The sequence below is a fragment of the Sulfurisphaera tokodaii str. 7 genome (assembly GCF_000011205.1).
GTDB lineage: Archaea > Thermoproteota > Thermoprotei_A > Sulfolobales > Sulfolobaceae > Sulfurisphaera > Sulfurisphaera tokodaii.
In genome coordinates this window covers 614,559-637,508 of record NC_003106.2, presented here as the reverse complement: position 1 = coordinate 637,508, position 22,950 = coordinate 614,559, and the positions used below count along the sequence as shown (strand labels likewise).

At 32.6% G+C, this 22,950-nt stretch carries 27 protein-coding genes; 15 read left to right on the top strand and 12 right to left on the bottom strand.

Translation table 11 applies throughout. The annotated features are described in order from the left end of the window. Window positions 1-29 precede the first annotated feature (29 nt). Window positions 30-884 carry a hypothetical protein gene (locus STK_RS03670; RefSeq protein ID WP_010978634.1) on the bottom strand — a complete coding sequence of 285 codons (855 nt, stop codon included), beginning with the start codon at window positions 882-884 and terminating at the stop codon, window positions 30-32. 151 nt (window positions 885-1,035) lie between these two features. Between STK_RS03670 and STK_RS03665 the strand changes: the two genes are divergently transcribed. The 4 genes from STK_RS03665 to STK_RS03650 are packed head-to-tail and all read left to right on the top strand — an operon-like array spanning window position 1,036 to window position 4,481. Then, the gene (locus tag STK_RS03665; RefSeq protein ID WP_010978633.1) at window positions 1,036-2,163 is read left to right on the top strand and encodes an NAD(P)/FAD-dependent oxidoreductase; all 1,128 of its coding nucleotides are present in this window, start codon (window positions 1,036-1,038) and stop codon (window positions 2,161-2,163) included. Between the two features lie 34 nt (window positions 2,164-2,197). Continuing rightward, the gene (locus STK_RS03660) at window positions 2,198-2,641 is read left to right on the top strand and encodes a PaREP1 family protein (RefSeq protein WP_052846385.1); all 444 of its coding nucleotides are present in this window, start codon (window positions 2,198-2,200) and stop codon (window positions 2,639-2,641) included. A gap of 2 nt (window positions 2,642-2,643) precedes the next feature. Continuing rightward, on the top strand, window positions 2,644-3,966 hold the full coding sequence (locus STK_RS03655; protein ID WP_010978631.1) for an FAD-binding oxidoreductase: 1,323 nt from the start codon (window positions 2,644-2,646) through the stop codon (window positions 3,964-3,966). Further along, complete coding sequence (locus STK_RS03650; RefSeq protein WP_052846904.1) at window positions 3,963-4,481, top strand: nicotinamide-nucleotide adenylyltransferase; 519 nt, start codon at window positions 3,963-3,965, stop codon at window positions 4,479-4,481. The genes STK_RS03655 and STK_RS03650 overlap by 4 nt, the downstream gene beginning before the upstream one ends. Here STK_RS03650 and STK_RS03645 read toward each other — a convergent pair. From STK_RS03645 to STK_RS03635, 3 genes are read right to left on the bottom strand one after another with little or no spacing between them, the layout of a single operon-like run. Next, window positions 4,452-4,790, bottom strand: coding sequence for a hypothetical protein (locus STK_RS03645; protein ID WP_010978629.1), 339 nt, complete (start codon window positions 4,788-4,790; stop codon window positions 4,452-4,454). The two genes, STK_RS03650 and STK_RS03645, sit on opposite strands and share 30 nt — an antisense overlap. Window positions 4,791-4,821: 31 nt before the next feature. Further along, a complete protein-coding gene (gene proC, locus STK_RS03640; protein WP_010978628.1) occupies window positions 4,822-5,601 on the bottom strand; it encodes a pyrroline-5-carboxylate reductase in 780 nt (259 codons plus the stop codon). A gap of 32 nt (window positions 5,602-5,633) precedes the next feature. Then, window positions 5,634-6,326, bottom strand: a complete 693-nt coding sequence (locus STK_RS03635; protein WP_010978627.1) for a TIGR00266 family protein — start codon at window positions 6,324-6,326, stop codon at window positions 5,634-5,636. Window positions 6,327-6,419: 93 nt separating this feature from the next. Here STK_RS03635 and STK_RS03630 point away from each other — a divergent pair, with 93 nt between their 5' ends. From STK_RS03630 to STK_RS03620, 3 genes are all read left to right on the top strand, one after another. Further along, window positions 6,420-7,544 carry an OFA family MFS transporter gene (locus STK_RS03630; protein ID WP_010978626.1) on the top strand — a complete coding sequence of 375 codons (1,125 nt, stop codon included), beginning with the start codon at window positions 6,420-6,422 and terminating at the stop codon, window positions 7,542-7,544. Window positions 7,545-7,914: 370 nt separating this feature from the next. Further along, window positions 7,915-9,165: a hypothetical protein gene (locus STK_RS03625; protein ID WP_010978624.1), complete on the top strand. Its 1,251-nt coding sequence runs from the start codon at window positions 7,915-7,917 to the stop codon at window positions 9,163-9,165. Continuing rightward, the gene (locus STK_RS03620) at window positions 9,162-9,365 is read left to right on the top strand and encodes a hypothetical protein (RefSeq protein ID WP_052846384.1); all 204 of its coding nucleotides are present in this window, start codon (window positions 9,162-9,164) and stop codon (window positions 9,363-9,365) included. The genes STK_RS03625 and STK_RS03620 overlap by 4 nt, the downstream gene beginning before the upstream one ends. A gap of 499 nt (window positions 9,366-9,864) precedes the next feature. On the opposite strand, the gene STK_RS03615 is transcribed toward STK_RS03620, so the two are convergent. Next, window positions 9,865-10,335 (bottom strand): PaREP1 family protein, encoded by a 471-nt coding sequence (locus STK_RS03615; RefSeq protein ID WP_010978623.1) that lies wholly within the window; start codon window positions 10,333-10,335, stop codon window positions 9,865-9,867. Window positions 10,336-10,516: 181 nt separating this feature from the next. Between STK_RS03615 and STK_RS03610 the strand changes: the two genes are divergently transcribed. Next, window positions 10,517-12,025: a M61 family metallopeptidase gene (locus tag STK_RS03610; protein ID WP_010978622.1), complete on the top strand. Its 1,509-nt coding sequence runs from the start codon at window positions 10,517-10,519 to the stop codon at window positions 12,023-12,025. A gap of 1 nt (window position 12,026) precedes the next feature. Here the strand turns inward: STK_RS03610 and sul7d are convergent, their stop codons facing one another. The 3 genes from sul7d to STK_RS03595 form a co-directional block, all read right to left on the bottom strand. Beyond that, complete coding sequence (gene sul7d, locus STK_RS03605; protein ID WP_010978621.1) at window positions 12,027-12,221, bottom strand: Sul7d family chromatin protein; 195 nt, start codon at window positions 12,219-12,221, stop codon at window positions 12,027-12,029. 94 nt (window positions 12,222-12,315) lie between these two features. Next, window positions 12,316-14,070 (bottom strand): molybdopterin-dependent oxidoreductase, encoded by a 1,755-nt coding sequence (locus STK_RS03600; RefSeq protein WP_052846383.1) that lies wholly within the window; start codon window positions 14,068-14,070, stop codon window positions 12,316-12,318. Between the two features lie 71 nt (window positions 14,071-14,141). Beyond that, entirely contained in the window at window positions 14,142-15,341 is a 1,200-nt protein-coding gene (locus STK_RS03595; RefSeq protein WP_010978619.1) for a cation:proton antiporter, read from the bottom strand. A gap of 49 nt (window positions 15,342-15,390) precedes the next feature. Here STK_RS03595 and STK_RS03590 point away from each other — a divergent pair, with 49 nt between their 5' ends. Both STK_RS03590 and STK_RS03585 read left to right on the top strand, forming a co-directional pair. Continuing rightward, window positions 15,391-16,326, top strand: coding sequence for a hypothetical protein (locus STK_RS03590; RefSeq protein WP_010978618.1), 936 nt, complete (start codon window positions 15,391-15,393; stop codon window positions 16,324-16,326). Window positions 16,327-16,357: 31 nt separating this feature from the next. Beyond that, window positions 16,358-16,744 carry a hypothetical protein gene (locus STK_RS03585; RefSeq protein WP_010978617.1) on the top strand — a complete coding sequence of 129 codons (387 nt, stop codon included), beginning with the start codon at window positions 16,358-16,360 and terminating at the stop codon, window positions 16,742-16,744. A 35-nt stretch (window positions 16,745-16,779) separates the two neighbouring features. Here the strand turns inward: STK_RS03585 and STK_RS03580 are convergent, their stop codons facing one another. Continuing rightward, window positions 16,780-18,354: a sodium:solute symporter family protein gene (locus STK_RS03580; protein WP_010978616.1), complete on the bottom strand. Its 1,575-nt coding sequence runs from the start codon at window positions 18,352-18,354 to the stop codon at window positions 16,780-16,782. Between the two features lie 6 nt (window positions 18,355-18,360). Further along, window positions 18,361-18,549 (bottom strand): hypothetical protein, encoded by a 189-nt coding sequence (locus STK_RS03575; protein ID WP_052846382.1) that lies wholly within the window; start codon window positions 18,547-18,549, stop codon window positions 18,361-18,363. A gap of 217 nt (window positions 18,550-18,766) precedes the next feature. On the opposite strand from STK_RS03575, the gene STK_RS03570 reads away from it, so the two are divergent. Continuing rightward, window positions 18,767-19,360: a hypothetical protein gene (locus STK_RS03570; RefSeq protein WP_010978615.1), complete on the top strand. Its 594-nt coding sequence runs from the start codon at window positions 18,767-18,769 to the stop codon at window positions 19,358-19,360. Between the two features lie 67 nt (window positions 19,361-19,427). Beyond that, the gene (gene cobB, locus STK_RS03565) at window positions 19,428-20,180 is read left to right on the top strand and encodes an NAD-dependent protein deacetylase (protein ID WP_052846381.1); all 753 of its coding nucleotides are present in this window, start codon (window positions 19,428-19,430) and stop codon (window positions 20,178-20,180) included. A 23-nt stretch (window positions 20,181-20,203) separates the two neighbouring features. Here the strand turns inward: cobB and STK_RS03560 are convergent, their stop codons facing one another. Further along, the gene (locus STK_RS03560; protein WP_052846903.1) at window positions 20,204-20,887 is read right to left on the bottom strand and encodes a hypothetical protein; all 684 of its coding nucleotides are present in this window, start codon (window positions 20,885-20,887) and stop codon (window positions 20,204-20,206) included. Window positions 20,888-20,923: 36 nt separating this feature from the next. Here STK_RS03560 and STK_RS03555 point away from each other — a divergent pair, with 36 nt between their 5' ends. Genes STK_RS03555 through STK_RS03545 form a run of 3 tightly spaced genes read left to right on the top strand, consistent with a single transcriptional unit; the run spans window position 20,924 to window position 22,560 of the window. Then, window positions 20,924-21,880: an ATP-binding protein gene (locus STK_RS03555; RefSeq protein ID WP_010978611.1), complete on the top strand. Its 957-nt coding sequence runs from the start codon at window positions 20,924-20,926 to the stop codon at window positions 21,878-21,880. Next, entirely contained in the window at window positions 21,877-22,326 is a 450-nt protein-coding gene (gene priX, locus STK_RS03550; protein WP_010978610.1) for a DNA primase noncatalytic subunit PriX, read from the top strand. Before STK_RS03555 ends, priX begins: the two co-directional genes overlap by 4 nt. A 24-nt stretch (window positions 22,327-22,350) precedes the next feature. After that, window positions 22,351-22,560, top strand: a complete 210-nt coding sequence (locus STK_RS03545) for a hypothetical protein (RefSeq protein ID WP_052846380.1) — start codon at window positions 22,351-22,353, stop codon at window positions 22,558-22,560. 70 nt (window positions 22,561-22,630) lie between these two features. Here STK_RS03545 and STK_RS03540 read toward each other — a convergent pair whose 3' ends face one another. Then, window positions 22,631-22,936 carry a hypothetical protein gene (locus tag STK_RS03540; protein WP_010978609.1) on the bottom strand — a complete coding sequence of 102 codons (306 nt, stop codon included), beginning with the start codon at window positions 22,934-22,936 and terminating at the stop codon, window positions 22,631-22,633. Between the last annotated feature and the right edge of the window lie 14 nt (window positions 22,937-22,950).

Here is a 22,950-nt window from a genome sequence, read left to right as displayed (position 1 = left end):
AAATATCAAAAAAGAGACTAAAATATTTATTATAGTAAGCTCAAAACCTCATTTTCACTTATTTCTTGAGATGATATAATTCCTACAGAATACACAAGGTTCGAATTTATCTCCTTAACACCTATCATAATATAAGTTGATTTATTGTTATAAAACGTAGTAATCGAGTACACTGTAACAGTAGAGTTCTTAAAGACAACTTTACCTTCTATTGTAAAGTTTGTCGTGGTGAAGTTGAAGAATCTAAGTATCTTTGTTAAATTGTTGTAGCTTGCACTAAAATATCCTTGAATTATTATTGAGGAATTCTTTGAATATGCAGTAAAGTTACCTTTACTAAACGTACCACTTGCTATTATGTTTGTAGATGATGGAGAGAAAGTCTTATTGCTAGTGTAAAGGTAATAAAGTAAGGTTAATGTCAAATTCTCATTTGAGGAATTTTGATGGACTAAATAAAAGTAATTTCCATCAAATCCTACAGCGGTTGTTAAGTTATAATCATAAAGTAGTGTCTTATATTCGGCATACTTAAAACCGTGTGAGGTTAATGTAGAATTTATTTGATAGAAAGCTAATGATGATAAAGGACCAGCCTTGAAATAGCCTATTACACCTTTACTAGTGTTGATTTTGATGAAATTAAGTATGCCGTACTCAACTACGTCTGAAGCGAGCTTAACATAAGAGGAGTTCACATAATTTGAAAGAAATGGTGTTAATGCTGACACATTATATATTTTTATTGTTCCCAAAGTTTGGTAGTTAATAGTATTTGAATTGTTTGCCTTTACTACATTAGCTTTTCCTACTGTAAAAATAAGAACTCCAGCAATTATTCCTACTAATAATACTGCTATAATTACCGTTGCGAGTTTATTCATAAATTAGTATCCTCCCGAACTAATTTAAACTTTATGTAATAAAAGATAATGGAATGAAAAATAATCTCTTTTAAGAGTTGGAGGAGTGAAAACTATTTGTTAATCTACACATACCGTTTAGCTTATTAATTTCATAAATAGTCATTAAAGTATGAAAATTCTAATTTTAGGTGCGGGTTATGCGGGATTAACAGTTGCACATAGGATTAGGGAGTTTTCAAACGCCGAAATCACAGTTATCTCAAGAAGTAAAACAGTCAGAGAAAATACTATTTTTCCCTTATTACTTACTAACGAGGTTAAAATTGAGGATACTGAATTTAATGCTGAAGAAGCATTAAGAGTAAAAAACATAGATTTCGTTGAGGGAGAAGTGACTGAAATTTTACCACAAACTAGAGAAGTTAAAACCACTAAGGGTACTTTCGATTACGATTATTTATTTATTGCATTGGGTGGTGCTTATGAGGAAAACTTTGAGAAAATACCAGGACATGAATTTGCGTTTATGCATCACACCCTTGAGGGCTTTTTAGGATTAAAAAAAGCTTTGGAAAGTGCCGAAGACGGTGTAAGAATTTTAGTTGGTAATGCTAGAAATAGTCCAATTGAAGGACCCTCTTATCAAGTTGCCCTAATTTCTGAGTATATTTTAAGAAAGAGAGGAATAAAAGGAGAAGTTTATTTAGTTACTCAAAGTCCTAAGGGAGTATTTGGGATTTTACAAAATGATAAGATTGCTGAGAAAGCAAACGGATATTTTCAGAGAAGAGGTATAAAAGTAATAAAAGGTACATATGTAAAGGAAATAAAGAAGAACAAGGTCATTTTAGGTAATGATCAGGAGATTGAGACTGACGTTATATCGGTACTTCCAACTCTTTCAGCTCCAGAAGTAGTAATAAAAGCCGGTTTAACTGACGATTCTGGTTTTGTTCCAGTAAAATTACCTTACTTTTTACATAGCGATAGGATTTATGCTCTAGGAGACTTAGCTAAGGGCATGATTCCAGCTAAAACTGCTAGGAGCGCTATGATTTCAGCTGAGAATGCTGTAACTCATTTTCTTCATCTAGGTAGAGAGTATTACTCTCAAGGCGTTCTATGCATCATGGAGGCTGGTGATGATAGTGGTATACTGAGATTTGATAAGGGGAAAGAAGGAATCAAAGTATTATTAGATTTTAACAGAAATTATATTTTAATTAAAAAAATATATAGTAAACTTCTTGTAAATTCGGCCTTTAATGTCCCTTACCATGCGTCTTTAACAGTATAAACGCTTTTTTATTATGACTAATTTTTACTATTCTGTGAGATTACCGCCAACACTCGTTAAAGAGTTAATGCGAATGAACGTTGATGAGGCTGATATAGCAGAAGTTGTTCTAAACTCATTTAATATTGATAACGATTTGAAACCGAAAATTTATTCTGAATTAAGTCAAATAACTTTAGAGAGAGCATGCGAATTTCTTAAAAAAGGAAATTTAAGTGAAGCCGTTGATAAACTTTGTAAGTCCGTGGAATTTATAATACGCTCACTAGCTTTATCTAAAAAAATTGATGAAGCAGTCAAAAATGAAAGCACAGGTAAATGGACGCCAAAAGGCATAGAAAAAGTTGCAGAAAAACTAGGTTTAAGTTCTCATTTATTGTCAGTATACTCGTTGTTAGACAAGCAACCAAGCGAAGAGGAAATAAAAGAGAGCATCGATAACATCAAAAAAATTATTACAAAGTATTATAATGATTAATTGTGCTTGAAGGAATTGAATACAGTCAAGGAGAAGAAAGAGAAGATTTCGTAGGATTTAAGATTAAGCCTAAAATAGTTGTTTATCCTAAAAATGAAGAGGAAATTGTCAAAATAGTCAATTATGCTAGAGAGACTAGAACACCCATTGTAACCTGGGGTGCAGGGACAAGTCTATCTGGGCATTTAATGTGTGATGGATGTATTCTTCTTGATATGAGCAAATACATGAATAAGATAATAGAAATAAATGAGATAGACTGGTATGCTCATGTACAACCTGGAGTTAACCTAGAATATCTAAATAAGGAATTGAATAAGAAAGGCTTTTTCTTTCCCCCAGATCCAGCTAGCTTTTTCCTATGTACTGTAGGAGGAGCAACAGCAAACTCATCAGGCGGGATGAGAGGTGTAAAATACGGAACTTTTAGGGATTGGGTTTTAGCATTAAAAGTTGTTTTACCAAACGGAAAAGTCATTAAGCTTGGTGAACCGTTAAGAAAGAATAGAGGAGGATATGATTTAGTACATCTATTTGTGGGAAGTGAAGGAACCTTAGGAATTATAACGGAAATATGGCTAAGGATAACGCCCTTGCCAAGAAAGAAAATATATACAGTTTTAGCTTATATGAAAAGTCTTGAAGATACAGCAGAGACTATAATTGAGCTAAGGAAGAGGAGAATTTTACCAGAAATTTCTGAATATATCGACATAGATGTTATAAGAGCTTTAAATAAGAATTTAAATGCGGGATTGAAAGAAAGTGAAGGGGGTGCCTTTATCATATCTGTTGAAGAGGATTATCTTGATGAATTGAAAGATATATTAAAAGAAAGAGAGTATATTATTGCTGAAGGAGAAGAGGCTGAAAAAATCTACTCTATTAGGGCTCAATCAGCTATAGCACTAAGGGCCGAGAGCAAGTATATGTTTGTTGAAGATATAGTTGTTCCAGTATCTAAATTAATTGATGCTATAAAGAGATTAAAAGAGATCGAAAGAAAATATAACGTCAGAATGCCTGTAATAGCTCACATAGGAGATGGAAATCTTCACCCTAACATTATGCTTAGTGATACTTCTTTAGCTGAACAAATCTTTGAAGAAGTAGCAAAAATAGCTATAGAACTTGGTGGTTCAATATCTGGTGAACATGGGATTGGTTACCAAAAGGCTAAACTACTTGCAGAGCAAATTGTTAGTCATAATGGTGAAGAAGTACTTAAAATAATGAAGGGGATAAAAGACCTAATAGATCCTTATGATATTATGAACCCTAATAAGTATGTTGAATTAGCATATAAATTGTGGGAAAAGAAATGAGAGCTGTATTTCCGGGACGATTTCAGCCATTCCACTTAGGTCATTTAGCTGTAATAGAGTGGTTACTCAGCAAATATGACGAACTAATTATAGTTGTAGGAAGCGGGAAAGATAGTCATACTATATATAACCCTTTTACAGCAGGAGAAAGGATCCTTATGATTAAAAAAGGACTCAAAGAATTTAACGTAGATTTCACTAGAGTTATATTCTTTCCAATAATGGATTCATTTACTAGTGGATTATGGATTAGAAATTTAGAACTATATTCACCCAAATTTGATGTAGTAGTAAGCGGAAATCCTCTAGTTATATCTGATGCTAGAGAAGCTGGATATATAGTAGATCTACCTCCAATGTTTAACAGGGAAATGTATAATGCTACTAAAATAAGAAAGCTAATGTTGGAAAATAATGAAAGTTGGAGCGAACTAGTTCCTAAAAGTGTTTACAGTTTTATAAAAGAGATTAAGGGGGACGAAAGATTAAGAGATATTGCTAGGAACGATTACTGAGTTTAATTTCTGTCTAACATAATCAAGTAATTCTCCCATTAATCTATAACATTCAACTTTTTTAATATTAAGATCTGGAAGCTCCCAGTACTTATACTTGTATTTACAAATTTCGACAGAGAACATTTGAGTATTTATCTTCATAGTCCATATGTACTTGTTAGTGAACGTAGCAGCATAAATAACACCTTTACTTCTAAACATATGGACAGAGCTGAGTAACTTTGGCAGAATCTCATCAATAACATCTTTAGCATTAAGATTATGATCACTCATTCTTTTATCTAAAAGTGATGATATTACTATCATAAGGTAATACTCGATTTCATTACTAATAAGCTTAATACATTTTATCGATCTCCTTACCTATTGCCATTGACCTTTGATATGCAGCCTCAATAGTCTTAATAATAGCTGATTTTATTCCCTCACTTTCCATAACCATTAACCCCCTAATAGTGGTACCGGCAGGAGTAGTTACCTGATCTCTCAATAGAACCGGATGAGTTTTATCCTTTCTTAAAGTATATACGGTACCTTCTACCATATCTAATATTGCCTGATAGGCAAGTTCTCTTGACATTCCACATGCTACAGCACCTAGTGCGAAAGCATCTATTATCTCTGCAACAAACGCTGGACCACTACCAATTATTGCTGTCCATGCATCAAACAATTCCTCTGGAATCCAGTAAACGTTTCCAATAGTCCTAAAAATTCTTTCAACTTCCTCATCTCTTTCTTCAGCTAATGCTGTTGTAGCCTTACCAATGACCGCATTTATGTTAGGCATTGCCCTATATACTTTAGCATTCGTCAGCCTAGTTAACGTAGAAATCCTTATACCAGCCATAACTGAAACAACTTTTTTACCCTCCCATGCAGTTTTACTCACCTTGTCTAAGATGGAATGGAAATGTTGAGGTTTTACAGCCAATATAATTATATCACTCTTTTTTATAGCATACTCATTGTCTCTAGTAGCCTCTACGCCTTCTTTTTTAATTTTATCTAAGGTCTCTTCACTTCTTCCAGTACCTATGATTTCAACATTAAGGCTTTTTAGTCCTTTTAAAATAGCATAACCTATCTTACCTACTCCTATTATACTTACTCTCATAAGCTATCAAAACATAGAAGAATTAAAAACTTTTAAAATGGTAAATTAATTCCCCCTTGCTGTCCTTGAGGCAAAAATGGTATTAGTGCTGAAGCCAATTGTTCTGCTGTTAGTGTATGTAACCATACTCTACCCGGGCCTTGAATAGTCACAAAGAATAAGCCTTCATGGGCAAAGAATATTGATCTTAATCCTCCCACTAACTGAACATCATAGTTCATTCCTTCTTGAAATGCCATTAGATGAGATGCCTCAACTTGTAAAATTTCTCCAGGAGCTAGATCTCTCACTATAACATCTCCATAAGAATGTAGAAATACATTCCCAAATCCTCTAAATTTAGCTAAGAAAAGTCCCTCGCCACCTAACCATCCAGCCGTAAGCTTTGCCAATTGTGTATCATAGTTTACACTATTTTCAGCTGCAAGGAAAGTGTGTGCTTCAGCTAAAATTCCTCTTCCCTCCAAAGGAATTTGGATAATTTTTCCCGGAAAAATACCAGATAAATATAACTCTCCGGGACCGTAAAATTCAGTAACAAAAAATGAGCCACCAGTTAAAACTCTTTTTAATCCACTGAGTATTCCGCCTCTTAGTCTTGTTTGAAGCGTAACAGAAGCTTGTTTTGCTATCATGTGCCCAGCATCAGCATATATTCCTTCACCTGGAGCTAAGATGACTTTTAGATATTGTAAATCATTTCCAAAGATTTGATATTGGGGCATATTTATTTTTTTAACTTCAATTATATAAATTTAAACTAGAGCAAGTAGAGTGTTAGTAATTAGGTTTATTACCTAAAATTCAACTATTTAAGTATGGGCAGAGGTAAGTACCTAGCTATAGGATTCGTTGTAATGTGCTTTAACTCCTTGTACCAATACTCATGGAATGCTCTTGAACCTCTGCTTAAAGAAGGATTTAACGTCAGCCTTGTTCAAATTGCTTTAGGATTCACATTATTTAGCATATTTTCCTCTGGGTTTCAACCAATTGGAGGACATTTTGCTGATAAAAGCGGACCTAGAAAAATTGGATTTATTTCAGCAATACTATCTGCTATTGGATTCCTAGGAACGTACTTTTCACCAAATATTTACTTCTTTTATTTAGCATGGTCATTGGGGAGCATAGGTGAGGGAATACTTTATGGAATAGCTGCAAATTTGGCAATGAAATGGTTTAGGGATAGAATGGGATTTGCCACTGGTATAGTATCAATGGGCTTTGGTTTAGGGTCAGCTATTGCGAACCCTTTTATAGCCCTTGCTGGGAATTATCGTATAGTCACTTTAACAATAGGTTTGACAGAAGTCATATTGTTACCACTACTCCTTTATTTCTCAGAGTATCCCCAAAATTTAGCTGGGCAAGCACCAAAGCAAGTTATCTTATCACTTAAATTCTGGTTGATATATATCTCATTCGTAGGCGCAGTTACACCCTTAACCGTTATGTCGTCAGAATTACCAGTGTTAGGTAAAAATTTACCACAAGAAGAACTAATTGCACTAATTTCAATATTACCTCTACTGAGCGGAGGTTTACGACCTTTATTTGGTTTTATTGCAGACAGATTAGGAATAGTAAAGACTACATTACTACTTAATGTTATCATAACAATAGGTGCCAGTTTCCTTCTTCTTAATCAATTACCAGTATCAGTAGTTTTAATAGGATTTGCTGGTGGTTCAATGATAACCTTATATTTTAACGTTGCCGGTGAGATTTTTGGAACTAGATTCTCTACAATAAATAGTGGAATCTTATATACTGGAAAAGCCTTAGGTGGGGCATTGGGAAGTGTTATATTTGCTATAATTTATCAACTAGGACTAATATATTCTGAAATTTATACAGTAGTTCTCGGTTTAATAGGAGTTTTACCACTTCTAGCTGTGTTTATGATGTCAATAAGAAAAACTCCGCAGAAGAACAAATGATTTTGCTTCTTTAATTCACACTATGACCCTTTTCACTTTCATTTTGATGATTGAATTTTGGGAAAAGTTATTAATCGGCTGCCTATGGAAAAACGAAGTGTAGGTAAACTACCATAAACATTTTGTGGAAAATTGTAGAAGTAGATGTTTTTTCAAAAATATTAAACTTTAAATCTTACAGTTTAAAATACTTATCTCTTGTTATATATCTTGAAATTGAAATAAATATTTTATAGAAATCTTCAGAGAAATTATGAAAATACTTTTTAATGAAGAATAGAGGGTTCGAAATAGGAAGAACTGTTTGAAGATTTTTACATGGAGAATTTGCGAAAAAATTTATTAATATGTTTTGAAAATATCTCTTATTATGAGGAGATTTTATTACTATTTTATTCCAATTATCTTATTATTAATAGTCTTATTTGGACTATATTATCCACAGTTAAATATTACGATTCAGCAAGCATTAACAACAGCAAATACTATAAAAATCTTCTTATACTCCCACCACAAACTAATAACCAATGCCTCAATATCAGTCTTCGCATTCTACCCCACACGAAAAGGAACAATATTCCAAAAAATATACAACGCCTCCAACAAACAATACTACCAATTCCCAGTAAAAAAACTAGATAAATGGGCAAAACAATGGATAAAATTCAATAAAAAAGAAAAAACAACAATCTACCCATCAATCCTAATCCTAGCAACATACAGCATAATAAACCAAACAACAATAACAACACTAACACAAACATACGCAACACCACTAAACATAACACAAATAATCAAAGGACAAGGAGGAAAAAACATAATAATAAAATTCAAAACACCAATAAAAAACAAAATAAAAACAACAAGTGGAGGTTACATAATAACAGAATACATACCAAACATCATAGCATGGTACCCAAACAACAAATCAGTAGGACCAATAGCAATAGCAACAATAATAGGACCACAAAACAACCTAAACTACTATGAATCTATATTGGAGGAACAACTTTTTAATAAACAAGGTTATTCTGTTAATGTTGGATTTTATATTTCCCAACCTCTACTAGGCCAATTACCATTAAGAGTTACCATTCCCGGTCCATCATTAACAGTATGCGATAGTAACAGTATAGTTGAAGCATATAATACGACAGAAATAGGTACTCCGTCCCCATATGATGTTGGTCAGTTGTATGTTTTAGGTCAAGTTGCATGGGTTAATTGGACTGAGATTTATTATATACCTCATGATAGTATTTATCAAGTTTATCACTTTCTACAAGTAATATTAACAGAAATTGTGTCAGTGGAGAATGGGAATGCAGTAGCACCAAAAATATATTGCTATGAGTCATATATTCCTAATACTTCTTATAATGAGTTGCCTAGGAATAGTTTCTCAACTATTAAGCCTTTCGTTTTCTATAGTCCGGGGGGTGGTGGAGGTTGTATAGCTCCAGTTTACTTTAATAACCTAACATATATTGGCTCATCAAGCGGAAGTCAATGGTTTAGATATTCAAGTCTGGAAATTTATGGTGTTAATTCGGAGTTTCAGGTTGGGCTTAATGTTGGTGCTTTAGCTGCTCTTGTAATGCCAGAGGCCTCACAGCATTGATTGCAGAATTAGGTATGGTAAATATTGGGGTTAGTATTTCTAGTAGTCAACTTTCAGGCTCTGTAATGTCGTTAAATGTAGTAAATGAGCTTGCTACACCACTTAATGTATATTATTCAAATTATAGTGCCCTATACGATATTAATGGGCAATACTACATAATACCTACTGGTGTGTTCTACTTAAACTATAGCTATTAGTAAATGAGGAATTGCAATTCAAGTTAAGTTAATAATTTTTATATTTTAATAATTTATATGAAAAATTGAGAATATTTCAGAACAGTATATGATATTTTAAATTCCATTATAATTTATGAATCAAAGCCTTAGCTAGAGAGACTATAATTTATACTATGCAGTTCTATTTATGTCACCTAACTAGAAAAGGTAAGGAAATTATGTTTATTTAAAAAGAAAGATACGAATCTTGAGAACCATATAGAATCATAGGAATATTTTTAATTACCTTGATCGAGAAAAGATATATTTAGTTGTAATAAGTAAGGCTACAGACTGATATCTGATCCATAAGATATTTATCTAAATAATTTTTTAAAGAAGATTTTTCTACTTATGATATTTAAAAGGTAATAGTTTATAAAGCCTCCATAAACGTAGACCTAACTAATCTAATCTTACTATATTTCTGTTTCAAAATCTCATGAAATTAATTACTTTGTCAAGCATTCTTTAAAAATTAAGACATTAATATACTTTTTGCATTTTCTAACATTTTCTTCACTTTCTCCATATTTACGGTAATTTTATTAACACTTAATTTGCCTTCATGAAATCCCCAAACATGTAAGACATAACCCGCATTCCATCCGTCAGAAACCCAATCACCTAATCTCTTTGACAGATCGTTAGTAGTACTTACAAGTAAATACGTATACCATCTACCTTCAGTTATAGCTTGTTTATATTCTTCAGTATTAAATTTCTCAGCTAAGGCTTTTACTACTTCCTCAGCGACCTTATAAGCTTTCTCAGATGCTTGAATAGAGTCGCCTTTATTCAAGTACTCATATGCTTCATTCATATATTTTTCTGCAATTTCTAGTCTTAATTTAATTCCTTCTTGTGGGTCTTCTTTAGATATTTCTCTAATCAGTACATCTTCTACATCAATACCTTTCTCTTTAGCTCTTTTAATTAGTTCTTCCACGAGTAAATTTAGGAAAGTGAGATTATAAATTAAAGCCAATATTTCAATAATTATAAAAAGACAAAATCTTCCATTAACCCGTATTTTTACTGTGGATTAGTAGGAATGTCCAAAAGTGTGGCTTCGCAATATCTGCTATGGATAAAACATTAAAGCTTCTAAGATTGTCAGAATATGTCATATGAGATTTATTGTAACACCAAGAAATAGATATATTGAAGTTGAAGGAGAAGGTAGAGAAGGGATAATAACTTTTCCTACATGGGTTCCTGGCTCATATTTTATAAGGGAACAAGAAAGAAACGTGATATTTTATGATTATGGCTATCAAATTTCTAAAAATAAATTTTGGATAAATGGAAAATTCAAATACATTTATTACGCGAACTCAAAGGATCAAAGAGAGGTTATTTCACTGTCAGATTATCTTTTCATAAATCCGGTGTCCTTATTCCCATTTCAAGATCTAAATGAAAAGTATTGTGTAAAAATTAATGTTAAGTGGCCTATTCATACTACTTTAAGAAAAGAAGGTGAATGGTATTGTGGAGATAACTATGACGAATTCGCTGACTCACCTATCCAAGCATCACCACATCTAAAACTGATTGAGATTGACGAAAAGCACTCAATTTCAACTATAGATGATTTCACAGAAGTAGAAAAGCTTAGAAATGTTATACGTGTGATAGATTCTTATCTCCCAGATTCTTTGCCAAATTATATTTTCTTCTTTAGAAGAAGTGATAAAAACCTAGGGGGAATAGAGCATAAAGATTCTTCTGCAATAGTTACTACTTGGGATAGAAAAGATCTTTTATGGTTATTTGCTCATGAGTACTTTCACAGATGGAATATAAAGAGAATTAAACCGAAGGATTTAAAGATCGACTACGAACATGAAAATTATACTGAGCTACTCTGGGTTGCTGAAGGTTTAACTGACTACATGGCATTCTTATCTCTAATAGAAAGTGGAGTTATAAATGCAAATGATGCACTGAAAGCTGTCGCAAATATTCTTCAAAATCTCACTTTCCTAGGATTTAAGAGAATGAGTATTGCAGAATCATCTAAGTTAACTTGGATTAAACTCTATAAAAGAGACGAAAATTATCCTAATATTGGCATTTCCTATTACGATGCAGGATTTATTTTAGGACTTTTAATGGACTTCGCTATAAGGGAGAATAATGAGTGTAAAAAGAGCATAGTAGATTTTTTCAGAGAGCTGTATAAGGTAGGGGAATATACTTACGCTGATGTAAAAGAAATTGCTGAGAGCTTAGGGTTTAAAAACCTAGATGAATTAGTATACAAGAGGAATCCGCCAATTTTAGAATATCTAGGCCGTTATATGAAAATAATATTTACCGATAAAGATAAACCCTACTATGGTATAAGGGTTGAGAATAACGTTATTACGTTTATTGAAGATAATTCTCCAGCTGACTTAGCTGGATTAAATATAGGAGACGAAATAATAGCCGTGGACGGAATTAAAAAGCAAATAGAAGTTAAGGAAGAAGTTCTTCTTACTATATCTAGAGAGGGAAGATTAAAGGAGATTAAGCTAAGGGCTGGGAATAACCCTGGACATAGGATACGGCTTATTGGAGAAGGAAAATTGTTTAAATGTATTTTTGGGGAAGAAAAAGCAGAAGGGGAAAGTGAACAAAAAATAGTTTAGTTTATTTCTTTCCAGATTTTTCTAACATTTGTAGTAATTCTTTTGGTGCATCTTTTTCGCTTACAGCGCCTCTACCAGTCTTACCGTTGTCGTCATATGTGAATGATATCATTTTTCCGACTCTCCAAACTTTCTTTATCTTTGAAATGTCTACTTCCTTTTCTTCTCCCTTATACTTGAACTTTACTGTTACCATTTCTGGTCAAGATTATGTCTGACTACAGTAATTAATTAAGATTATGCTTTTATTTGTGGTATTACAATATAATAGTTATTCAATAGTATAACATTTATTTTATTAATCTAATATTAACAGTATGCCCGTTAAGTAATGGAGTTCCTCCATATTTTCCTTTTTCACTACCAATAAGCGAGTTGATTGGCTTGTCATCTAATCCAATTAAGGAACTCTTAAACATGAAAACTACATTGTTGGGTACGCTCTCATCCTTTTTCAGAAGTACTTTAACTTTCCCATTGGAATTTTCTAGATAACCTATACCATCAAGTTGATTATTATATGCTATAGGCATCTGAGAGTATATTTCCTTAAATTGAGAATTTGTATGGTTAGGATGTGAAGAGAAGACCAAGTAAACTCCCTTAGGAGGAGGAGTTAGTTTGGGTAGAGGCTCAACTTTAACTTTGTTAACTTCAATAGTCTTATTCATTTTAACTATCTTCTTGTCTTTTAATTCTTGTAAAGAAACTCCAGTACCTCTTATTGCGTTATCTACAGCAATCCATTCGTTTTCCTCAATGAGAGGATGAGAAATAATCCCATATTCTTTTGCAAGCTTTTTCATCAATTCAACTTCAGTAATCCCTCTTTGTGGTCTAATAGGTTCGTTATAGACTAGATAGCTGTGCCAATAACTATATACTACATCATACTTTTCTAAAAAAGTTGGTGCTGGAATAACAACATTTGCTATTTTTGTGGTCTCATTCCAAAAGGGATCATGAGAAACTAAAAACAACTTTCCTTCTTCGACAGCTTCTTTTATTTTATCACTTCCTGGCAAAGAATGAATAGGATTAGAGTTCCAAGTGAATAGAAACTTTACATTTCCTTTTTCAACTTCTTTCCCTACTTCAGCCATACCTATAATTCTGCTTGGTTTTGCTATATGCAACCCGCGAAGATAGGAGAAGTCTATTCCCCATCCTTGACTGTTTGAGTAAAAGAATCCTCTTTTCATGCCCAATAAAGCGGGAATCAAAGAAATTAATGAGATAGCATCACCGCCATTATATGTTCTTCCTAAAGCGAAACCAATTATTGTTAAGGGTTTATAATAGTAATAAAGTTCAGCTAACTCTTCAATTTCCTCCTGAGATAAACCAGTAGTCTCTTCTATCAACGAGAAATCATAAGAATTTACATAATTCTTTAGAATTTCGACGTTATCAATCATTGAAGGATCATAAAGACCTTCATAAAATAACGTTTTAATAACACCAATTGCTAAAAACGCATCTGAAGCTGGGTTTATGATATAGGCTTTTTCACTTCTTTTTGCGGTTTCACTCATTCTTACATCAATTGTTATCTTGTATTTATTAGATAGAATTCTCCATCCATGAATAAAAGAGAAAACGGCTTCTGATCCCCAAAAGACTACAGCGTTATATCTAACAAAATCTTCTGGTAACGCACCAAAAGAAGTACCGTAGTGAATCTTAATAGCTTCGTGCCCTTCAGCAGAGCAAATTGAATAGTCAGTAGATGATGAACCAATTGCATTCCAAAATCTTGCAGGATAGTACCATGTTAATAGTCCTTGATTGCCGTCATAGTCAATATGAAGAATTTCTTCTCTTTTAGTTTCTTTTATCTTTTTTACTATATACTTTACGGCTTCATCTATAGAAACAGGCTTACCCTCTATGTAAGCGGAGTCCACTCTGTTAATCTCATTTCTTTTTAAATCTGCAATTCCTCTAGAACAAGTAAATCCGTTTATAGGGAAAATGTTCAAAGGTTTATAATTAGAATCAAATATACAAGTATCATAACAGTCCCTTGTACATGCAATCATTATTCTTTTATAGTCTAGTATATATTAAAACTTAGTGATGTGTGCGACCGTAACTGAATGGTGAAGAAATTCCTTTAAGCTGAATGCTCTAAAATCCATTTTCTCACAAGATATGAGAAAAGCGAACCACCTATTAACGTAGTAAGCAAAGCCATAATTACAACTTGAGAGAATTGATTAACGTCAAGTATTGCAGAAGATAAACCTAATGTCGCAATAATTAATCCCACTTCTCCTCTTGGTAACATACCTACAGATGCTAAAAAAGACTCCTTAAGGTCTTTAGTATAAAGAAAAGCAAAAGGAAATATACCGGCAATTTTACCTATTATTGCTAGAAACGTCATAAGAAGACCTAATAATACATCGTCAACGTTTATAAATATGGATATTGGTGTTTCCATTCCAACATAAATAAAGAATACCGGACCGAAAATTGCTAATAGGGAAGAAGTGAAGGATGTTATTCTCGATGATTTGACACTTTCTGCTACAGCTATACCAACTATAAAAGCAGCTATAATTGGTTCAAATCCTAACAAAATCATTAGAAAAACAACTAAAAAGAGAATAACTAAAGATACATCGTTAACTAAATCATCTCTTATGTATTTCAAAATTCGTGGAATTATAATTATTGAAAGAAATAGAACTATGACCCAGGAAATTATAGTTAATGAAATATTATAGAAAATTGTTATAAATGACAGAATCTTTATACTTAATATTTCTAGTACAACAGAAAGAATTATTAAGGAAACTACATCATCTATTGCTGCTGCTGATATAACTATTCTAGCGAAATTTCTTCTATATAATTTGAAATCTTCTATTATTGACGAAGTAGCAGCTAAACTTGTAGCAGCACTAGCAGCACCCATTAATGCGGAAACTTGAGAAGGATAAATTATACCAAAGGTAAAGTAAACTAAAATAGTTGGTATAACGGCTCCGAATGTTGCTGCTAGAAAACCTAGAAGCCCAGAAGATTTCAAATTTTTATAGCCATGTGACAAACCAGCAGCAAAAATCAGTAAAATTACCGAGAAGTTCGCAAATAATGTCAGATACGAGTTTATATCAAATAAGTGCACATTAAATACCTCATTTATAATTCCGCCTACAGCATAAGGACTAAGAATTATACCAACTAGTAACTCTGCGAATATCGATGGTAAATAATATTTTTGGGTTAGTAGTCTAACTGTTTGAGAGGCTGTAAGTAAAATAGAAAGCTCAAGGAGTGTCAAAATTACTATATCATTTGTATTCACATGATTCAAATAGCGTAATTTTATTTTTATAATTTGTTACATATACCTAATGCCAATTTTAAGAAGAGGAAAAGAGAAGATATATCACATAGATCATTTACCAGAAAAAATGAGAGTAACACTGAAAACTGTTATGGATGTGAACCTACATGATATTGCCAAATATTATGGATTAAAATATTTGACACCACGAGTAGGAGAACCAATATTTATTCCTTATGGAGAATTGAATGGAAAATTTAATAGTTATGAAGATGCATTCGAAAAAATTTACGAAGCAATCGAAGAGATAAAAGAAGAAGGACATGAAGAATATAAACAATGGTATCCTAACGCTGTTTTCTTAGATCACTACAGAATAGTATTTTATTCTACCACGGAATATGGAGAAGGCGTAATTTACGGAATAGGTGCTGAACCATTAGCAGACCTTAAGCCTAGCTTAGATATCAGTAAAGACGATATAGTGGTTATAGGTATGAGTGTTAGAATTCCTAGTGCAAAGTATTATGACGTAATACGTAACAGAAGAGATGAAATAATTGAGGCTTACAACCAAATTTATAGTGAATTCCATGCAAAGTACGATAAAGATAAAGTGTATGTTATAGAAGTTGCTACATATTATATGAAAAAATTCTTCGATGTTGTAGATAATTACTTCAAAACTCTGAATTTTACAAATAACTTAAAAGGAAAGACTGCAGTAATTCCCTTATTCTCATCTCCAGCCAAGAAGGATGGAAAAATTATTGATATTTGGAGAGAATATTTTAAAAATTATTTTGAGGAGGGGAATTATTACAAATTAGAAGCTCTTCAAGCAATATATAATGAAGAATTTATAAACAAAATCCTTTCTGTGGTAAAGGATAATTTTGAGGAAATTATACTTGTATCTGAAAAGAAACCCAGAGTGCCAGATTTATTAAAAGATCTCAAAATCACAAAAGAAGGGGAGAATTACGTAATGCTGTCAAGATAAGATTTTATACCTCGTTAACGAAGATTTTTTTATGAATCTAAGAGATAAAGTATTAGCTTATCTTTTCGATAAGAAAAGTGCTACTGCTGAAGAAATAGCTGATAACATAAAAGAAGAGATAGATTATGTTCAAGCTACTTTAAGAGTCTTAGAAAATGAGAAATTAGTAAGGAAAGTGAAGAAAGGATTTATTAGAAAACATGATGCTTATGAGTTGACTCCTACTGGACTAGAGGAAGCTGAGAAAGCCTATGAAAAAGTGCAAAACAAAACTAATGAATTACAGCAAATAATTCAGAGAGGAGACGAGATACCAGAAGATTACATAGATTTAATTCCTCTCATGGTCTCATTATCTTTAATAGAAACGATGATGCTTGAAGACATAATTTTATTTGATATTTTTAATAATATGTAAAAAGAAACAAAAAGAAAAATATTTTATTCCTTTGTTTACTTTGCAACTTCTTTTACTTCAAAGTCTTTTTCACTTATTTTCCTATAAGGTCTCCAACCTTTAGCATATGCAACCAAGGAACCGATTAACGTTACGAGTAAGTTAATTCCTAAAGCTATCAAAGCAATATATATAGGACCTAATGGCGTAGTAAATAATGAGGTTTTTAGTGAACCGTAATGCTCCAAGATCAAGTTAACGTAAACCACTAACCCTACACCGCTTATTACACCTGCTGCCCAGCCACCTAAAGTAGAGTTTTTCTCAAGTTTATCAGTGAATAGGGAAAGGAATACTGCTGGTAGTGTTTGAGTCACAATTATGCCGCCTAATAGTTGAAGTTGTATAGCATATGTTGCTGGAACAATAAATACGAAAGCTAACGCTATAAACTTAAATACTGTTGATAGTATCTTAGCAAGCCTAGCCTCATTTGTTGGCGAAAGTTTAGTAAACTCGCCAATTACATTTCTTGTCAATAAGTTTGCTACGCCTATAGCCATAATAGCCGCAGGGACTAGACCACCAATAAATATTGCTGTAAATGCTAAACCAGTAAACCAGTCAGGAGTTGTAGCTGCAATTAGGGAAGGAACTGTTAACGCACCATTTTTAGTAGTTAATACAACTTTTAATGCGTTTGGTACTAAGAAGATTAATAATCCAAACAACGTAATTAATGCTAACCCTATTCCGTATAAAGGTAGTAATGCCGTACCTATTTTTAATCTTTCTCTACTTTCAGCAGATAACGAACCGTTTATAGCATGTGGATATAAATATAGGGCAAATGTGCTTCCTAGTGCTAAGCTCCAATAAGCTAAGAAGAGTTTAGGTGGTAAATCAAGGAAATCTACTTTGGGTGATACTTGATGAGCTATAGCTAACGCTCCTTGGAAATTACCATAATGAGCCAATACTACTCCAATTGTAGTTAACACTGTAATCCAAACTAGTATGTCCTTATAAACTCCGCTTAGCGCTGCACCTCTTAAACCACTAACAAAGGTAAATGCGGCTAGTATTATAAATGCTACTAATAATGCTAGATCACTACTCAATTTTGTACTTGTAATTCCTAGTCCTATAAAGAGTATGGCAATAACTGCTTGCATTCCTATAATTTGTAATGCAATATAAGGTAATTCCGCTATAGCACCAGTTATTGCTACAGCAATTGCTAATCCTTTACTGTTGAATCTATCTTTTACATAATCTGCAGCAGTCACATAACCTTTATTTCTAGCTACTGTCCAAAGCTTAGGCATCGTTAGCATTGCTACCCCAAATCCCCAGGCTACATAAGGAACAGCAAAGAAGTATAATGAACCAGTAGCAAAGAATGCTGAAGGAACAGCAATAAATGTATAAGCTGTAAATAAGTCCGCCCCCAATAAAAACCATACCAGTAGCCACCCTAGTCTTCTTCCTCCAAGTCCCCACTCATCAAGCTTATTTAAGTCTCCCTTTCTCCATTTAGCTCCGTAAAATCCTAAGAATGTAAAGATAGCAAAAAGTATCAAAAATACAGTGACAGTTACATAATCTACATTTAAATTATAATTGTTCATTTTCTATCACCCCTTTATGAATGCTACTATTAAATAGATTATCGTAGTCACAGCCAGCATTATTATTTGGTATACATAAAAGAAGGGAAGTCCTCCAATACTAGGTGTTGCTATATTATACACTGGGAATATTGAGTAGAGTATAATATCAAGCAAAAGGGCTACAAGTACTGCGATATAATACTTTTGTTTCATAGTTGATCAAAAAACAAAAATTCTTATTTTGCTTATAAAGTTTATATCCCCGGTTAGCATAATAAATCTATTTTTTAACTACATTTAAGAAGTATAATTTAGTAGTAAAATTCTATTTCTCTATTTGAAGAAAAAGAAAATTAAAAATGGACAAAATATGTGATTCTCCATGCTTCTATAAGAAAATATAATACGGTATACGATACTAATTATAATTGTGAGATTAATTACAAAGAGAGTAGAGGAATTGCTTGTTCCTCCATTACCAGAATACTCCTATATTTGTGACGGAGAGATAAAACAAAGTGAATGCAAGGGGTCTATGATATTTAGAGATCCAGATTATATGCTAATAACTCCACAAGATATTATAGAATCATTTAGCTTTTATTCTATTCTTAACAGAAAATTAAGAGGAAGAAAATTAAAAAGATGGGAAAATTATGTTAGTAAATATCAAATAGGAATAGAAAATTTAGATACTAGGATTGTCTTAAGGGAAAACGCTTTACTTACTATTTATGTTGATGGAGTAACTGTATGTGAAGTGGATGGAGAAACAGTAATTAAAGAATATAGAGTAGTAGGTACAAATAAGAATTTTGAAGAAGAATTAGGCTCCCTAAAAAGTATTAAACCTACATTACTCATTGTAAATCAACGTGATCCCTGGTTTATGTTAACTGCATATAGAGTTTTATATATAACGCCAGAATTAAGAAAAGAACTGAGCAGGCTAGTAGGGACAAGCAGAATAGAATGCGATAAAATAGAGAATGAAGATAATACAACAATTTGTTATATCAGATAATATTTTTCTTCATCTTTCCGTACTCGGCAAACTCATCATTTTTATTTTTTCCAAACATCTTATTTGTATGGAATGTGATAAAGTTGGTGATTTACTTTTAACATCAACTTATGCTATAGCCTTTACTGGAGCAGGAATAAGTACGGCATCTGGGATACCAGATTTTAGGGGACCAAATGGTTTATGGAAAAAATACTCACCAGAGTTAGCTACAATAGAGTATTTTAAAAAAGATCCTAAAGGTTTTTGGGAATTCTACAGGTTAAGAATGAGAGGACTATTTACAGCTTTACCAAATAGAGCACACTACGCATTAGCTGAACTAGAGAAAATGGGATTAATAAGAGCTATAATAACACAGAATATTGACGGTTTACATCAATTAGCTGGTTCAAGAAATGTAATTGAACTTCACGGAAATATGAGAAAATGTTATTGTGTGAACTGTCTGAAAACTTATGATAGTGATACGGTATTAGATAAAATAGATAAAGAGGGACTACCACCTAAATGTGAGTGCGGAGGAGTAATAAGACCAGATGTCGTTTTATTTGGTGAGCCAGTATATAATATTTCATCGGCTTTAGAGATAGCTAGAGAAGCTGATTTAGTTTTGGCAATTGGAAGCTCATTAACAGTATATCCAGCAAACATGATACCCCTAACTGTTAAAGAAATGGGTGGAAAACTGATCATTTTAAATGCAGAAGAAACACCTCTTGATAACATAGCGGATATTGTAGTTAGAGAAAGAGTCGAAGAGTTTTTGCCGTGTGTTGTAGATTATATTAAAAGTCAGACCCTACACCGCTCTTCATAAATCCGATTATTTTTTATCATCACCTAATATTTTTTGATTATTCTGTTTAAAGCTTCTATGTCACCTAATGCAGATAATAAAATCCCTTCTATTCCTTTATCCTCAAGCTTATAAATAAAATCTAATACAACATTCTCATCAAAAACTGGCTGTGATAACGAATCAGCTAAAGTCTTGTTTTTTTCTGTCTTTATTATAATGTAAGGAATTAATTTAGAAGTATTAATGCCTTCCAACTGATCTTCACTTTCTAATCGTAATACCAAGAAGAAGTCAGCTGGCTCGAAGTTAAGTCTCTTCAAAATCTCACTCTTTTCCTTTCTAAAGCTTATCATTAAACCTGCCTTCAAATCTTTATTGTACTTTTTTGATAGTAAGAGAGCTTGTTCCGAAGTTAAATAACCTATTTCCTTTCCTATTTTAGGTTTATCCCCTCTAGTAAATGCTATCTCGAAATCAACTAATTTAGACGTTAAAGATAAAGAAGCAATAAATAACTCATTGACGTCTAAAAGTCTCTGGTTAACTATTATTCTCTTATCTCCATACCTACTTCTAATGAGCGTTGCAACTACAGAAGGTAAAGGAGATGGAAATCCTAATGGTGAATCTGGTATATCAAATCCGTCAAAGCTTTCTAGCTCCTTAATTTCTCTCTCTATCTTTTCTATCTTAGTCTTCGGATGTAATTCGACCAGAATTTCCATCATTAACTTAAAAGGATAAAAGTATTATAAAGCATTATGAAATGCAGTAAGTGTAATAATAAGGCTATTATAAAAATCCCTTATTCTAATCTGGCATTATGTAAAGATCACTTTATTGAGTGGTTTGAAAGAAGATTTGAGAGGATAGTTGATAAGTATAAGATGTTTGAAAACTCAAAGAAAATAGCTGTAGCAGTTTCTGGGGGAAAAGATAGTACGACTTTGCTTCATTTAATGAAGAAGCTGAGTGAAAAGAAGGGGTTTGAAATAATCGGTATAAACATTGATTTAGGTATAGATATGGGTAAACAATATTCCTCAAAGAGTACAGAGTTTGCTTTAAAGAATTTCGAAATGTTAGGTGTTAAATACAGAATTGTAAGGATAAAAGAGAGGTATGGGTTTACAATTGATGACGCAAAGCATAAGATAAAAAGACCCGTATGCAGTACTTGTGGATTAGTAAAAAGGTATACTCTAACAGAAATTGCAGAAGAAGAAGGAGCAGATACGATAGTGACTGGCCATAATTTAAATGATATGGCACAATTTATAATGGCTGGATATTTTAATGGTGATGTAAGAGATTTAGCAAGACTAGATATCATAACTCCACCAGAAAAGGGATATAAAGTAACGAAAGTTAAACCACTCTTCCTAATTTATGAGAAAGAAATTTTAACTTATGCCTTAGTAAAAGGAATTCCGTTCCTATATGATTCATGCCCTCATACATTCAGAGTTGGTGGTGCTACTCAAGATACCATAAGGAGAAAATTAGAAGAGCTCGAAGAGGCAATACCAGGTTATATGTTAATGTTAGTAGAGAATTTCATAAATAAAATTCAACCAGCTTTAAAGGAGAAGTATATAAAAGAGGAAGAAATAGGCCATTGTAAGATTTGCGGTAGGCCCACAACTAAGGATAGAGAAATCTGCTCATTTTGTGCAGTAAGGTTAAAAATGACTGGACAGACAATTAATATAAAATGAAAGTTAAAATATTTTTACATTATCCCGATGATACACCTGCTGGTTATGTTATATTTGACGGAAAAACATCAAAGGTTTACGATGAAAATGGTAATTTTCTTTTTGAAGTAGAAGGCATTTTCCCTCCAAAACCGAGGAAAATAAACTATGAATGGATTGATAAAGTGTTGGATGAAGGGCTAGAAGATGCTAGAAAAAGATTTATTCTCTACGTTGGAAGTAGGTATCTTGTAAACATTAAAGGATTATCTGAGGATGAAGCTATAAAAAGGTTAGAGGAGTTTTACTATAAAAAAGGTGGTGGAAAGATTTACGAATCTTGGCTAAAGTCTGTCTTAAGAGGTGTAAAAAATAAGGGTTTGAAACCATGGAGTCTAAAAAGAATTCAAGAAAAAGATAAAGAAATGTATTCTCTCATTTCCAAAGTTTTAAATAAACAAACTTAAATTTATGAATTCTAAATAGACTTTATGACTTCTAAGAAGTGGAGTGCAACTACTTGGTTTGTAACTGTAGGCCCACTAGTTGTATTTCTGGTAATTACGATATGGGTTGCTGAACAATTAGAAAAATTTCCAGGATGGCAATTAGTGCCATATATTGCTGTTCCTATGGCTGTAGTTTTCCTAATAATAGGGGCAGTATTTAGACACAAATGGGGTAAATTTATCTTTGGCTAATCAGCGCATGAATGGTTCCTCATCAATCAGATGTCCCAGTGTTTTCGTCATCTGATTTTTTAGCTAATTCCTAAGTTTTTAATTTATCTACTATCTCATCTACTATTCTCTCTTCTCCCAAAATTGTTAAATCATCAGTTTTTTCATCGTAATACTTGTTTATAATTTTTATTATAGACTCAATTTTCTCTGAAGTCATTTCAATAACTTGTCCACCTTCTAATTTATCAGTCTCAAAGACAGTTATACTCATATTCTTGTACACCAAAATCTTGAACGTCGAAATTACCTTTCCATCTTCAACTTTTTTATATATATTAACTGTAGCTAAAGGTTCTGCCATTGAATGCCTTGTATACTCAACATATTTAAGCATAAATTAATTTACTC

What these genes read in the sequence shown, in the direction of transcription:
- STK_RS03670 (WP_010978634.1), bottom strand. Translation starts at nt 884, where the DNA reads ATGAATAAACTCGCAACGGTAATTATAGCAGTATTATTAGTAGGAATA.
- STK_RS03665 (WP_010978633.1), top strand. Translation starts at nt 1,036, where the DNA reads ATGAAAATTCTAATTTTAGGTGCGGGTTATGCGGGATTAACAGTTGCA.
- STK_RS03650 (WP_052846904.1), top strand. Translation starts at nt 3,963, where the DNA reads ATGAGAGCTGTATTTCCGGGACGATTTCAGCCATTCCACTTAGGTCAT.
- STK_RS03645 (WP_010978629.1), bottom strand. Translation starts at nt 4,790, where the DNA reads ATGATAGTAATATCATCACTTTTAGATAAAAGAATGAGTGATCATAAT.
- proC (WP_010978628.1), bottom strand. Translation starts at nt 5,601, where the DNA reads ATGAGAGTAAGTATAATAGGAGTAGGTAAGATAGGTTATGCTATTTTA.
- STK_RS03635 (WP_010978627.1), bottom strand. Translation starts at nt 6,326, where the DNA reads ATGCCCCAATATCAAATCTTTGGAAATGATTTACAATATCTAAAAGTC.
- STK_RS03630 (WP_010978626.1), top strand. Translation starts at nt 6,420, where the DNA reads ATGGGCAGAGGTAAGTACCTAGCTATAGGATTCGTTGTAATGTGCTTT.
- STK_RS03625 (WP_010978624.1), top strand. Translation starts at nt 7,915, where the DNA reads ATGAGGAGATTTTATTACTATTTTATTCCAATTATCTTATTATTAATA.
- STK_RS03610 (WP_010978622.1), top strand. Translation starts at nt 10,517, where the DNA reads ATGAGATTTATTGTAACACCAAGAAATAGATATATTGAAGTTGAAGGA.
- sul7d (WP_010978621.1), bottom strand. Translation starts at nt 12,221, where the DNA reads ATGGTAACAGTAAAGTTCAAGTATAAGGGAGAAGAAAAGGAAGTAGAC.
- STK_RS03590 (WP_010978618.1), top strand. Translation starts at nt 15,391, where the DNA reads ATGCCAATTTTAAGAAGAGGAAAAGAGAAGATATATCACATAGATCAT.
- STK_RS03585 (WP_010978617.1), top strand. Translation starts at nt 16,358, where the DNA reads ATGAATCTAAGAGATAAAGTATTAGCTTATCTTTTCGATAAGAAAAGT.
- STK_RS03580 (WP_010978616.1), bottom strand. Translation starts at nt 18,354, where the DNA reads ATGAACAATTATAATTTAAATGTAGATTATGTAACTGTCACTGTATTT.
- STK_RS03575 (WP_052846382.1), bottom strand. Translation starts at nt 18,549, where the DNA reads ATGAAACAAAAGTATTATATCGCAGTACTTGTAGCCCTTTTGCTTGAT.
- cobB (WP_052846381.1), top strand. Translation starts at nt 19,428, where the DNA reads ATGGAATGTGATAAAGTTGGTGATTTACTTTTAACATCAACTTATGCT.
- STK_RS03560 (WP_052846903.1), bottom strand. Translation starts at nt 20,887, where the DNA reads ATGGAAATTCTGGTCGAATTACATCCGAAGACTAAGATAGAAAAGATA.
- STK_RS03555 (WP_010978611.1), top strand. Translation starts at nt 20,924, where the DNA reads ATGAAATGCAGTAAGTGTAATAATAAGGCTATTATAAAAATCCCTTAT.
- priX (WP_010978610.1), top strand. Translation starts at nt 21,877, where the DNA reads ATGAAAGTTAAAATATTTTTACATTATCCCGATGATACACCTGCTGGT.
- STK_RS03545 (WP_052846380.1), top strand. Translation starts at nt 22,351, where the DNA reads ATGACTTCTAAGAAGTGGAGTGCAACTACTTGGTTTGTAACTGTAGGC.
- STK_RS03540 (WP_010978609.1), bottom strand. Translation starts at nt 22,936, where the DNA reads ATGCTTAAATATGTTGAGTATACAAGGCATTCAATGGCAGAACCTTTA.